Source organism: Prosthecobacter sp. GW821-HT29F12 (genome assembly GCF_058803405.1).
Genome location: NZ_CM179517.1, coordinates 2977577 through 2989420 on the forward strand (window position 1 = coordinate 2977577; position 11844 = coordinate 2989420).

Here is an 11844-nt window from a genome sequence, read left to right on the forward strand (position 1 = left end):
CATGCGTTTTGTCTTTCCGTTCATCCTTGTTGTCCTCGCTCTAGGCACGCTGCCTTCGTGCAAGCGAATCGAGGCCAAACTGCGCCGGCTTGCCGAGCAGAGCGGCGTCACCCCGAAACCACCGCCGCCGCCCAAACCCGAGGAGCCGGTCCTGACCGCCGAAGAGCAGGCGATCGAAAAGAAGCTGAAGGAGACCGCCCTGCTGGAAGCTGCCGCACCTGCGCCGGAAGTCCCGGCGGCCCCGGCCTTTGAGCTCAACAAATCCTCCGTCGTCTCCATCCTTGGCTACCATGACTTTAAAGACCGCGGCGGAAGCCCCATGCTCATCGCCGCCCCCAAATTCCGGGCGCAGATGCAGGCCATCAAGGACTCCAAGATCCCTGTCATTTCTTACAGCGAAATGATGGCTTGGAAGCGTGGTGAGAAGAACATTCCCGAAGAGGCCATCGTCATCACGATGGATGACGGCTGGGAGGGTGTTTACACCTATGCCTATCCGGTGCTGCGTGAGTTTGGCTTTCCCTTCACCATCTACCTCTACAAGAACTATGTCGGCGGTGCAGGACGTTCGATGAGCTGGGAGCAGATCAAAGAGATGATGCAGCACGGCTGTGAAGTCGGCAGTCACAGCGTCTCCCACGCCAGCCTTAAGAGCCCCCCCAAGAACCTGAAGACGGACGCTGACAAGCAGCAGTGGGTCTTGGGCGAGCTGAAAGATTCGCGCGAATTTCTGGAGCAAAACCTGCACACCAAATGCCTCTCATTCGCCTACCCCTACGGCAACTTCGACGACGCCATCATGGAAACCGCGCTGCAGATCGGCTACGAATCCCTCGTCACCGTCAACGGTCAAAAAGTCACCTGGGACACGCCCAACGGCAAGCTGGGCCGCTACATTGTGCATGGCGACAACGACATCAATTTCAAGCTCGCCACCAGCTTCCGCGGCCGGGGTGATGTGGGCTCCAATAAATTCCTCGTGGCCGATGCCAAGAACGACAAAGGCGAACAGCTCATCCAGCTGAAGCCCAAGCCTGATGCGGTCATCACCGAGCGCCGCCCCCTCATCGAAGCGGATTTGAAAAAAATCGGCACCATCCTGCCGGAAAGCATCAAGCTGCGCATCGCCGGTCTCGGCACCGTGCCGGTGGATTATGACCCGGCCACGATGATCGTACGCTTCCAGTTCCCCTACAAACTGCGCCGGGAGGACTGCGCCCTGAGCCTCAGCTTCCAGCGTGATGCCACCCAGCCAGCCGAGGTGGTGAGCTGGCGCTTCAAGATTGACCTTGAGGCGGCATACATGCCCCCCTCCACAGCGCCCATTTCACAGCCTTGATTCGTCGCGCCTTCGCAGTTGCCATGAGTGGGCTGCTGCCGACTATCCAGCGCCCCTTATTTTCTCCCGATGTTCTCCGCCCTCTCTGAAAAACTCGAAAGCGCCTTTAAAAAGCTGCGCGGCCAGGCCCGCATCAGTGAATCCAATGTCAGCGATGCCATGCAGGAAATCCGCATGGCCCTGCTGGAGGCGGATGTGGATTTCAAAGTCGCCAAAGAACTCGTCGACACCGTCAGCAAGCAGTCGGTCGGCGCTGAAGTGCTGCTCAAGGTTTCGCCCGGGCAGCAGATCGTCAAAATTTTCCACGATGAACTGGTCAAACTGCTGGGCAGTGATGCCAGCGCGCTGAATCTGGAGCCCCCGCAGCGCATTCTGATGACCGGCCTCAACGGCGCCGGTAAAACGACGACTTCCGCCAAGCTGGCCAACTGGCTCAAGAAGCAGGGCCGCCGCCCCTTGCTCCTCGCGCTGGATCTTTACCGCCCAGCCGCCATCAAGCAGCTGCAGGTGCTTGGCCAGCAGCTCAATGTGCCTGTGTTTGCACCTGCCGAAGGTGAAACCGATCCGGTGAAAGCAGCCAAAGCAGCCATGGTCTGGCTCAAGGAACAGGGCAGTGGCATCGCCATCTTTGACACCGCCGGCCGTCAGGACCTCGATGAAGATCTGCTCGCGGAACTCAAGCGTGTGCGTGCCGTGGTGGAGCCGAATGAAGTCCTGCTGGTGGCAGACGCCGCCACAGGACAGCAAGCCGTGAGCGTGGCGCAGAAATTCAATGCAGCCGTCGGCATCACGGGCTTGATCATGACCAAGCTGGATGGTGACGCCCGTGGCGGTGCTTTGCTCTCCATGCGTCAGGTCACCGGATGCGCAGTCAAATTCCTCGGTGTGGGTGAAAAGGTCGAGCAGCTCGAAGTTTTCCACCCCGACCGCATGGCGCAGCGCATCCTCGGCATGGGAGATGTGGTGGGCCTGGTGGAGAAAGCCGCCGAAGAGATCGACGAGAAGGAGGCCATGAAGCTGGCCGCCCGCATGCAGTCGAACAAATTCGATTTCACCGACATGCTTGCGCAACTGCGCATGATGAAGAAGCTCGGCCCCATCGGCGGCATCCTCGGCATGCTCCCGGGCATGGGCAAGATGAAGGACATGATCGGTCCCGACAGCGACCAGCGCATGAAACACGTCGAGGCGCTCATCCTTTCGATGACGCCGAAGGAGCGGCAGCGCCCTGAGATCATCAATGGCCAGCGCCGCAAGCGCATCTGCAACGGAGCAGGACGCCCGGTGATGGAAATGAACCAGCTCCTCAAGCAGTTTGAAATGATGAAGAAGCTCATGAGCAACAAAGGCATGATGGCCCAGATGATGGGCGGCATGATGGGAGGAGGCGGCGGCGGTGGTGGCATGGGAGGCCTCGGTGGTCTGGGTGGAATGCTCGGAGGTGGCGGTGGCAAAATGCCCAAGCTTCCACCAGGCATGAAGTTCCCCGGCAAATTTTGATTTTACGGCCTGCTGTGCTCTATTGTTCACATGACTGCGATCACCAGCGCCAACGCCGATAAAAGTCTGATCCAGGCGATTCTCAAAGTTTGCGATGATCGTGAACCTCTGGTCATCATCCACGACGAAAAGCATTCAGTCGTCATGCTGCCGCTGGAGGAATATGAGGCGCTGAACGAAACAAGCCATTTGATGCGCAGTCCTGCCAACGCCCGCCATCTGCTGGAGTCCATCGAGCAACTGCGCTCGGGCAAAGGCACGGTTCGCGAACCTGATCTGGAAGCATGAATCTCATCTTCTCTGACCGCGCATGGGAAGACTATCAACACTGGCAGGAGACCGACCGCCGCATGCTGCGCAGAGTGAACGAGCTTCTCAAGGACATCAAACGCAGCCCCTTCGCTGGAATTGGCAAACCCGAGCCCCTGCGTCACCAACTGGCAGGCTTTTGGTCACGTCGTGTGGACAGCGAGCATCGTCTGGTTTATGCGGTGACTCAGGCTGGCATTGAAATAGCCTCCTGCCGCTATCATTACACTTAATATGAGTTCCCCTTTCCGCATCGGAGTCGCCGGAGTCGGCGCCATTGGCAAAAACCACGCCCGCATCATGGCCGAGATCGCCGCGAAGAGCGAAGGTGCCATCACCTTCTCCGCCGTGTATGATGCCGATCCCGCACGCGCCGCTGAATTTGCCGCGCAGTATGGCACCCAGGCCGCCAGTGACCTGGCCGACTTCGCGCAGCGTGTGGATGCCGCCACCATTGCCGTGCCGACGATCTTCCACCGCAAAGTCGCCGAACCGCTGATGCAGGCCGGGATTCACGTGATGGTGGAGAAACCCATCAGCGAATCCTACTCGGAGGCGCAGGCTCTCATCGAACTCGCGAAAGCCAAGAGCGTCATCCTGCAGGTGGGCCACATTGAGAGGTTCAATCCGGTGCTGCTCCAGCTTGAAGAGCGCATGGACAACCCACGCTTTATCGAAGCGCACCGTCTCTCCCCTTTCCCGAACCGCAGCATCGACATTGGTGTGGTGCTGGATCTGATGATCCACGACATCGAGATCGTGTTGCATTTGGTGAAGTCGGAGCTGATTCAAGTGGATGCCGTGGGCATCCCCGTTTTGACCAAACGTGAGGACATCGCCAATGCGCGCCTCAAGTTCGCCAACGGCTGCATCGCCAACATCACCGCCAGCCGCATCAGCCCGGAGAAGATGCGCAAGATCCGCGTCTTCCAGAGCGAGAGCTACCTCAGCCTGGACTACCAGGAGCAGAGCGGCTGGATCTATCGCAAAGACGGCATGCAGATCGTGCGTGAAGCCGTGGAAGTGGAGAAGGACGAACCGCTGAAGCTGGAAATCGCCGCTTTTGTGGAATGCGCCCGTCATGGCCGCCGCCCGGTCGTCACTGGGCAGGAAGGCGCAGAAGCCGTGCGCATCGCTTTGGAAATCACCGATCAAATCGAAAAGAACGCTGCGCTGGGCACCTCATGAACCGGATCTTCATCATTGCAGGCGAAGTCAGCGGCGACACCCATGCTGCGGGACTCCTGCGTGAATTGAAAACCCTGGAACCCGACATGCAGGTCATCGGCCTCGGTGGCCCGAAGATGCGTGAAGTGGTTGGTGAAGGCGTGGAAGACTGGGTCGAAACTGCAGGCGTTGTCGGCTTGTGGGAAGTGGTGAAAATGTACCGCTACTTCAAAGAGAAGATGGATGCCGTGCTGGACTCCATCCTCGATCAAAAGCCTGAGGCGGTGATTCTCGTGGACTATCCCGGCTTCAATCTGCGGCTGGCCAAAAGCCTGCGCACCGCCGGTTACAAGGGCCGCATCCTTTACTACATCAGCCCGCAGGTCTGGGCCTGGAAAAAAGGCCGTGTGAAGACCATGGCGCAGGTGCTCAACCTCATGATCTGCATCTTCCCCTTTGAGAAGGAGTTTTATGAGAAGAGCGGCCTGCGCACCGAATTCAGCGGCCACCCCATGGTGGACCGCGTGGTGACGCTGAAACGCGACTGGAAACGCGAGCCCGGCCTCGTCGGCTGGTTCCCCGGCAGCCGCCTCAACGAAGTGCGCCGCCTGTTTCCCATCATGATGGAGGCGGCGAAGATCATCAAGGAAGCCGTGCCCAACGCCCGCTTTGCCGTTTCCGCCGCCAACGAAACGCTGGCCGGATTCATGCGCAACATGACCGACGAACACGGCATGCCCGAGGCGAAGCGCTGGATCGAAACCGGCACCGTCTATGATCTGATGCAGCGCGCCGAAGCCGGAGCCGTCGCCTCAGGCACCGCCACGCTGGAAGCCGCCTGCTTTGGTCTGCCCTACACTCTGGTCTACAACGTCAGCTGGCCCACCTACGTCATCGGCAAGCTGGTGGTGCGCATCAAGCATCTGGGCATCATCAACATCCTCGCCAAACGCGAGGTGGTGAAGGAACTCGTGCAGGGAGATCTCAACGCGCAGACGCTCGCCGAAGCCACGCTGGAACTGCTCACCAATGATGTCAGGCGCGAGCAGTTGCAGCAGGAGCTGGCGGAAGTCGTGGCCACGCTGGGCAGCGGCGGGGCTTACACACGCGCCGCACTTGCGGTGCATAGAGCCATGTGATTCCCGGCGGCTGATCAAGCCACTTCGGTACAAATTTGAAGAGAGGAACACCCAAGCGCTTTGAGAAAAAAGCACTTGGGCAGAAACCTGTTTTAGACGCCAATCTGCGGCAGATTCCAGACGTTCTTGGCGTATTCCAAGATCGTGCGGTCGCTGCTGAACTTGCCCATGCGGGCGGTGTTGTGGATGGCCATCTTCTGCCACCGGGGCTGGTCGCGATAGGCTTTGTCCACTTCGATCTGGCAGGCAGCGTAGCGGTCATAGTCGGCCATGACGAGGAAGGGATCGCCATGGGAGAGCAGGCTGTCACGCAACGGTTTGAATTCGTCCTGGTTGCCGGTGAAATAATCGGAGGCCAGCCAGTCGATGCTGAGGCGCAGGTCTTTGCTGGCGTGGTAGAAATCCCAAGGATTGTAACCCTTGGCATAGAGCTCGGTGACTTCTTCGACGGTGAGGCCGAAGATGAAGATGTTGTCCGGGCCGACTTCTTCGAGGATTTCCACATTGGCACCATCGAGCGTGCCGATGGTGAGCGCGCCATTGAGGGCGAGCTTCATGTTGCCGGTGCCAGAGGCTTCCTTGCCGGCGGTGGAGATCTGCTCGGAAAGATCAGCCGCAGGAATGATGCGCTCGGCGATGGAGACGCCGTAGTTCGGGATGTAGATGACTTTCAGCTTGCCATTCACGCGCGGGTCATGATTGACCTTGGCCGCAAGGGCATTGATGGCGTGGATGATGTTCTTCGCGAGGTAGTAGCCGGGAGCAGCCTTGGCGCCGAAGATGAAGACACGGGGAGCCATGTCGAAGTTCGGATCGGCGATGATCTTGCGATAGAGAGTGACGATGTGCAGCAGGTTGAGGTGCTGGCGCTTGTATTCGTGCAGACGCTTGATCTGGACATCGAACAAGGCGTCAGGGCTGACACTGACCCCGCAGGTGTCCTGAATGATTTTGGCGAGGTGGACTTTGTGTCCACGCTTGATGGCCTGGAATTTTTCCTTGAATGAAGCGTCGTCGGCAAACTTGTCGAGCGCGATGAGCTTGGTGGAATCCTTCAACCAGCCGGCACCAATGGATTCGGTGATGAGGGAGGAGAGCTGCGGATTGCACACATCGAGCCAGCGGCGGAAGGTGACGCCGTTGGTCAGATTGAGGAAGCGCTCGGGATACAGCTCAAAGAACTCCGGGAAAAGGCGCTCGCAGAGCAGGCGTGTGTGAAGCGCGGCCACACCGTTGGTGGCGTGACTGCCGAGCACGGACATGTGCGCCATGCGCACCTTTTTGCCGCCGCTTTCCTCGATGAGGGAAAGCGCACGCTTCTTCTCTCCATCGCCCGGCCAGCGCGCCTCGACGTCCCCTTCGAGGAAGCGCTTGTTGATCTCATAGATGATCTGCAGATGACGCGGAAGCACACGCTCAAACAACGCCGCGCTCCAGGTCTCCAGCGCTTCGGGAAGCAGGGTGTGATTTGTGTAGGAGAAGGTCTTCTGGCAGATTTCCCAAGCCTGGCTCCATTCGAGCTTCTCTTCATCGATAAGGATGCGCATGAGTTCTGGAATGGCGACGGCTGGATGCGTGTCATTGAGCTGCACGGCCGCCTTGGCAGGAAACTCACTCCATGGCAGATCGTAACCGCCCTTGAAGCGGCGCACGATGTCGGCCAGCGAGCAGGCGACAAAGAAGTACTGCTGCACGAGGCGCAGTTCCTTGCCGCTCTCGGTGGCATCGTTCGGATAGAGCACCTTGGAGACGGTTTCGGCGATGGCCTTTTCACGCAAGGCCTCGATGTAGCTGCCTTCGTTGAAGACCTTGAAGTTGAAGTCTTCATCCGCCTGCGCCTGCCAGAGGCGCAGCACGTTCACGGTGTTGCTGTCATAGCCGACGATGGGAATGTCCCACGGGAGACCGAGGAGGCATTTGGTTTCCACCCACTCGTGGTGCGGACGGCCAAATTCGTCGAATTTCTGGATAGTATGACCGTAGAGCTTGACGGCCTGACGATAGGATGGCCGTGCAATCTTCCAAGGGCTGCCATCACGCATCCACGCATCCGGATGCTCGACCTGCTTGCCGTTGACGAACTCCTGACGGAACAAACCAAACTCGTAGTGAATGCCGTAACCGATGGCGGGCAGGTCCATGGTGCTGAGCGAATCCATGAAACAGGCGGCGAGACGACCCAGACCGCCGTTGCCAAGTCCCATGTCAGGCTCTTTTTGCACGAGAGTGTCGAGATCCTTGCCCATTTCTGACAGCGCTACTTTGGTGGCATCATAGATGCCGGCATTGCGTAGATTGTTCTCCAGCAGGCGGCCCATGAGGTATTCGAGCGAGAGATAATGCACGCGCCTCACGCCCTGGGAACGATGCTGACGGCGTGACTGGGTGGCGCGCTCCATGACGCGATCCCTTACCGCGAGCGAAGTGGCGACGTACCAGTCATTCTCACTGGCTGTTTCAACGTAGGCCCCCAGGGTAAAGCGCAGGTGATTGGTGATCGAAAGTTTAAGGCTGTCGGTGGTGTTAAGGACGGCGCAGTTGGCGAGGGCTTCCATGGGATAGGCAGTGTTGAGAATGAGTTACCAAGTCAACCACTTGGGGGGATCGACCGGCGCGATGAGGAGAGTGATTTCTCCCTTGGGCGTTTTGGTTTGGTAATAAGATAGCAGGATGCTTGCCGGACCACGTTTGAATTCCTCAAACTTTTTCGTCAACTCCCGCGCCACGACCACGCGATGGTCCGGCGCCGCCTCCGCCAGGATCGCCAGCGTATCGACCAGACGATAGGGGCTTTCGAAAAAAATGCTGGTGCAGTCACGCTGCAAGGCGGCGGTCAGCATGGTGGTGCGCGCTCCTTTTTTGTGAGGAAGGAAACCACCAAAATAAAACGGTGTGGTGGGCAGTCCTGACGCTGCCAGCGCCGTGAGGACGGCACTGGGACCGGGGATGCTCTCCACATGCAGACCCGCCCCGACCACGGCCCCGACGAGGCGCTGCCCGGGATCAGAAACCGTGGGCATGCCCGCATCCGAAATCAACGCCACACTGCCCCCCTGCCGGATGTGCTCCAGCAACTGGGGAATGCGGTGTGCTTCATTGTGCTCATTGAGGCTAATGAGCCGCGCACGAATGTCATGATGCTTGAGCAGCATGCCGGAATGACGTGTGTCCTCACAGGCCACCAAGTCGGCGATACGCAGGGTGTCGAGCGCACGCTGCGTGATGTCGCGCATGTTGCCGATGGGTGTGGCCACCAGATGCAGGCCCGCAGTCAAACGTCCCGTGGCGACCACAGGTTCAAGCAACTCATCATCTGCACCGTCTAACTGTTCAGCGGCTGAATCCGGATCCGACGACATGGTGCGGACAGATGATTACCAGCCTTCGGAGACCTGATCGGCCAGATTGTTCGCCAAACGCTGCGCAGCGTCTTCCAAGAGCTGAGTTTCTGACAGTTGCAGATTTGCTTCAAGGATGATGTAAGAATCAGCAGTGGCGTTGCCCGTATGCAGCACTTTGCCAGTAGCCGTGTCCGTGACGGTAAACAGACAGGTCAAAGTGGCCAGGAGCTGCGAGCTGCGCAGGACGTTGTTGAGGTCGGAGCGAAACTGCTGGCGGTTGATGTTCGAAACTTTTCCCTGCAGGACCGCTTCAGCTTCGCTTTTGGCCACGATCTGATAGGAGCCATGGTTTTGCAGCTGTTTAATAACCGCATTCGTCACCAACGAGGCCAGCCGGGGCTCCAGGGTGAGGTTTTCAAAGGTAGGGACCGCGAGCTTGGTGACGTGGCGGAGGTGGGAAGGTTTTTGTGCGCCCAAGGTGTAGCCCGCGCAACCGGAGAGCAGGAGGCAGCCAGCTGCCAGCAGAAGAAAAAGCGATTTCATCCAAATAGTTTAAAAAGTGACCCAGCTCAGTAATGGAGTGCTGCAATGCCCGCGCAAGAATTATGACGCAGGCTTCGTCGTGGAGGGCACGGGCGGAACTGGCGGCGTTGGCAACGCTGAACCCGGTGCGCGCGGCAGCATAGAGGGTACACTTGGAGAAGGTGGCACAGGCAGCAATGCCGGCTTTTCAGTCTCAGGCACAGGCGGGAGCAAGGAGCCTGCTCCTGGCGTGGTGGCACCGGGACGGAGCGGCAGCGTCGGCTCCTGCAAAGGAATCGGCACGAAACCTTCGTCTCCCGTACGCATTTTCGGTTTCTGGCTGAGGCGGGCAAGCTCCGGAGCCAGCGGACCGACATAATCATCACGCGCCTTCAAGTTCTCCGCAGTCAGCGAGGTGTAGTCCTGACCCGGTCCTTTCTTGGCATCTTCCACACCCGCAGGATCAGCGGCGGCGAGTTCAGCAAGCATGGTGCGCGCCTGGGCGGAAACTTCAGGGGAACCAAACTTAAGCGCCTCATTGAGGTAGATGGCAGCGGCCTTGGTTTTGCCCACACGCTGGTAGAACTTGGCCACGGTGAGCGATTGATTGGCCTCGGCAGTGTTGACCTGATGCAGGATCATTTCAGTCTCCTGTTTGCGCTCTCCTCCGGGATTGGTAGCGATGTAGGTGCGCAAGGCATCACGTGCGGCCAGCAGGTTGGAGGCGTCTTCACTGCGCTGTGCAGCGATGTTGCTGATGGAACCAATGCGGAACTGGGCTTCAGCCGCCTGCGAGGTGTGAGGATAGTTTTCCACCACCTTGTTGTAGGCGGCGACGGCCTTGTCCTTCTCCTTCAGATCCTGCTGGATTTCAGCGATGCTGAACTGGGCCAGGGGGGCATATTTGCCAAAGGGGGCGTTCTTGATGATCTTCTCGTAGAATTTGATGACCTCAGACGAGTTCATCTTCATGCTGATCAGCAGCATCCCGCGCTGTTTTTTGCCGCCTTTCGCCTCTTCAGCGATCTCATACTGCTTCTCAATGGCCTCGCTGAAATGAGGGCTGTCACGATAGGACTGAATGAAGGTCTGGAACGCGTCAAACGCATCGTCCATTTTGCCATTGTGGCGGATGATGACGGCATTGTGGAAGGAAGCCTCCGCCGCGCTCGGAGTGAAGGCGTATTTCTTCACAATCGCCTGATACAGGCCCTGCGCCTTGCTGACTTTGCCAGCATTCTCAGCCTGACGGGCCTGCGCCAGCATGGCCGAGGCCGCGAGTTCCTGCGACTCACGCTCGCTGTCCACCGGCACCACTCTGTCCTTCTTGCCAGAGAACGGCCAGAGCGCAGAGGATGGAGTCGTCAAAGCAAGGAATGAAACGGCACATGCCAGAAGTACCGGCAGGCGGGCGTGGAGGGGGAATTTCATCGCGGGGATAGTAAGTTCTGGTTAAGCTTGCGTCAAGGTGGCAACGCACTTGTCTCACCGCCCCTTGGCGGCCCTTGTTTTGCCCCTTCCCCCAGACTAAAGGACACCGCATTATGCGCTTTTTACTCATTCTGGCTCTCAGCTTCCCACTGCTGGCCCAATGTCAGAAAATTTCCACTCCCCCCGCCGGTTTTCGCGCGGTGCGGGATCTCGATTACGTCGGATCAGGCAACCAGCGCCAGATGCTCGATCTCTACCTGCCCGAGGCCAAGGCGGACAAGCCGCACCCGCTGGTCGTTTACATCCATGGCGGCGGCTGGGAAGCTGGCAGCAAGAATGAGGCGGATGTGCTGCTGGGACTCATCAAAGGCGGCACGCCCTATGCCGGGGCCAGTATCAACTACCGCCTCACCAACCAGGCCCCATGGCCCGCGCAGATTTTTGACTGCAAAGCCGCCATCCGCTGGCTGCGCGCCCATGCGAAGGAATACAACCTCGATCCGGACAAGATCTCCGTTTTTGGCATCTCCGCAGGCGGGCACCTCGTCAGCATGCTCGGCGTCACCGGCGAGGTGAAGGAACTCGAAGGGGACCTCGGCAACCATTTGGACCAAAGCAGCCGCGTCACCTGCGTGCTCGACTTCTGCGGCCCTTCCGATTTCCTCACCTTCGGCGGCAAAGGCAGCATCATCGACCCTGACGATCCCAAGGGCGCACTGGCCAAGCTCATTGGCGGACCGCTGAAGGACCGCCGGGAAGAGGGCCGCAAGGCCTCACCGGTCACTTATATCACCCAGGACGATGCCTCTTTCCTCATCATCCACGGGGACAAGGACACCCTCGTCCCTTACTCCCAGGCCACGGAGTTTGATACCGCCCTCAAAGCAGCACACGTCCCCTCCACCCTTCTCACCGGCACCGATGGGGGCCACGTCTTCCTGAGCGGTCCGCTGGTCGAGCGCATGTTCGCCTTCAATGCCCGTCATCTGCAGGGCAAAGACGTCCAAATCCCCAAAGGAGCCGTTCCTTCCAAGTAAACACCTGGCGCAACCGTCCCGGTTGCTGATTCATCCCAGCCGTGCAACCGTCCCGGCTG

General features: G+C 58.9%; 11 protein-coding genes. 7 read left to right on the forward strand and 4 right to left on the reverse strand.

Features of this window, described 5'->3' with window-relative positions; genetic code table 11:
* Position 1 precedes the first annotated feature (1 nt).
* From AC3RLQ_RS12310 to lpxB, 6 genes are all read left to right on the forward strand, one after another.
* Positions 2 to 1339: a polysaccharide deacetylase family protein gene (locus AC3RLQ_RS12310; protein WP_493037460.1), complete on the forward strand. Its 1338-nt coding sequence runs from the start codon at positions 2 to 4 to the stop codon at positions 1337 to 1339.
* A 69-nt stretch (positions 1340 to 1408) separates the two neighbouring features.
* Positions 1409 to 2839 (forward strand): signal recognition particle protein, encoded by a 1431-nt coding sequence (gene ffh, locus AC3RLQ_RS12315; protein ID WP_422322107.1) that lies wholly within the window; start codon positions 1409 to 1411, stop codon positions 2837 to 2839.
* Positions 2840 to 2869: 30 nt separating this feature from the next.
* Positions 2870 to 3127: a type II toxin-antitoxin system Phd/YefM family antitoxin gene (locus tag AC3RLQ_RS12320; RefSeq protein WP_461523608.1), complete on the forward strand. Its 258-nt coding sequence runs from the start codon at positions 2870 to 2872 to the stop codon at positions 3125 to 3127.
* Positions 3124 to 3381, forward strand: a complete 258-nt coding sequence (locus tag AC3RLQ_RS12325; RefSeq protein ID WP_461523609.1) for a Txe/YoeB family addiction module toxin — start codon at positions 3124 to 3126, stop codon at positions 3379 to 3381. The genes AC3RLQ_RS12320 and AC3RLQ_RS12325 overlap by 4 nt, the downstream gene beginning before the upstream one ends.
* 1 nt (position 3382) lies before the next feature.
* Positions 3383 to 4336 carry a Gfo/Idh/MocA family oxidoreductase gene (locus AC3RLQ_RS12330; protein ID WP_493037463.1) on the forward strand — a complete coding sequence of 318 codons (954 nt, stop codon included), beginning with the start codon at positions 3383 to 3385 and terminating at the stop codon, positions 4334 to 4336.
* On the forward strand, positions 4333 to 5454 hold the full coding sequence (lpxB, locus tag AC3RLQ_RS12335; RefSeq protein ID WP_493037465.1) for a lipid-A-disaccharide synthase: 1122 nt from the start codon (positions 4333 to 4335) through the stop codon (positions 5452 to 5454). Before AC3RLQ_RS12330 ends, lpxB begins: the two co-directional genes overlap by 4 nt.
* 92 nt (positions 5455 to 5546) lie before the next feature.
* Here the strand turns inward: lpxB and AC3RLQ_RS12340 are convergent, their stop codons facing one another.
* Genes AC3RLQ_RS12340 through AC3RLQ_RS12355 form a run of 4 tightly spaced genes read right to left on the reverse strand, consistent with a single transcriptional unit; the run spans position 5547 to position 10748 of the window.
* Positions 5547 to 8009 (reverse strand): glycogen/starch/alpha-glucan phosphorylase, encoded by a 2463-nt coding sequence (locus tag AC3RLQ_RS12340; RefSeq protein WP_493037467.1) that lies wholly within the window; start codon positions 8007 to 8009, stop codon positions 5547 to 5549.
* Positions 8010 to 8033: 24 nt separating this feature from the next.
* Positions 8034 to 8813: a 16S rRNA (cytidine(1402)-2'-O)-methyltransferase gene (gene rsmI, locus AC3RLQ_RS12345; RefSeq protein WP_422322101.1), complete on the reverse strand. Its 780-nt coding sequence runs from the start codon at positions 8811 to 8813 to the stop codon at positions 8034 to 8036.
* Between the two features lie 15 nt (positions 8814 to 8828).
* Positions 8829 to 9338 (reverse strand): LPS assembly lipoprotein LptE, encoded by a 510-nt coding sequence (lptE, locus tag AC3RLQ_RS12350; RefSeq protein ID WP_493037469.1) that lies wholly within the window; start codon positions 9336 to 9338, stop codon positions 8829 to 8831.
* Between the two features lie 60 nt (positions 9339 to 9398).
* The gene (locus tag AC3RLQ_RS12355) at positions 9399 to 10748 is read right to left on the reverse strand and encodes a tetratricopeptide repeat protein (protein WP_493037471.1); all 1350 of its coding nucleotides are present in this window, start codon (positions 10746 to 10748) and stop codon (positions 9399 to 9401) included.
* A gap of 113 nt (positions 10749 to 10861) precedes the next feature.
* Between AC3RLQ_RS12355 and AC3RLQ_RS12360 the strand changes: the two genes are divergently transcribed.
* Entirely contained in the window at positions 10862 to 11785 is a 924-nt protein-coding gene (locus AC3RLQ_RS12360) for an alpha/beta hydrolase fold domain-containing protein (RefSeq protein WP_493037473.1), read from the forward strand.
* Positions 11786 to 11844 lie beyond the last annotated feature (59 nt).

Bases quoted from the DNA above. Each gene is read 5' to 3' on its own strand.
- AC3RLQ_RS12310 (WP_493037460.1), top strand. From the start codon at position 2: ATGCGTTTTGTCTTTCCGTTCATCCTTGTTGTCCTCGCTCTAGGCACG.
- ffh (WP_422322107.1), top strand. From the start codon at position 1,409: ATGTTCTCCGCCCTCTCTGAAAAACTCGAAAGCGCCTTTAAAAAGCTG.
- AC3RLQ_RS12320 (WP_461523608.1), top strand. From the start codon at position 2,870: ATGACTGCGATCACCAGCGCCAACGCCGATAAAAGTCTGATCCAGGCG.
- AC3RLQ_RS12325 (WP_461523609.1), top strand. From the start codon at position 3,124: ATGAATCTCATCTTCTCTGACCGCGCATGGGAAGACTATCAACACTGG.
- AC3RLQ_RS12330 (WP_493037463.1), top strand. From the start codon at position 3,383: ATGAGTTCCCCTTTCCGCATCGGAGTCGCCGGAGTCGGCGCCATTGGC.
- lpxB (WP_493037465.1), top strand. From the start codon at position 4,333: ATGAACCGGATCTTCATCATTGCAGGCGAAGTCAGCGGCGACACCCAT.
- AC3RLQ_RS12340 (WP_493037467.1), bottom strand. From the start codon at position 8,009: ATGGAAGCCCTCGCCAACTGCGCCGTCCTTAACACCACCGACAGCCTT.
- rsmI (WP_422322101.1), bottom strand. From the start codon at position 8,813: ATGTCGTCGGATCCGGATTCAGCCGCTGAACAGTTAGACGGTGCAGAT.
- lptE (WP_493037469.1), bottom strand. From the start codon at position 9,338: ATGAAATCGCTTTTTCTTCTGCTGGCAGCTGGCTGCCTCCTGCTCTCC.
- AC3RLQ_RS12355 (WP_493037471.1), bottom strand. From the start codon at position 10,748: ATGAAATTCCCCCTCCACGCCCGCCTGCCGGTACTTCTGGCATGTGCC.
- AC3RLQ_RS12360 (WP_493037473.1), top strand. From the start codon at position 10,862: ATGCGCTTTTTACTCATTCTGGCTCTCAGCTTCCCACTGCTGGCCCAA.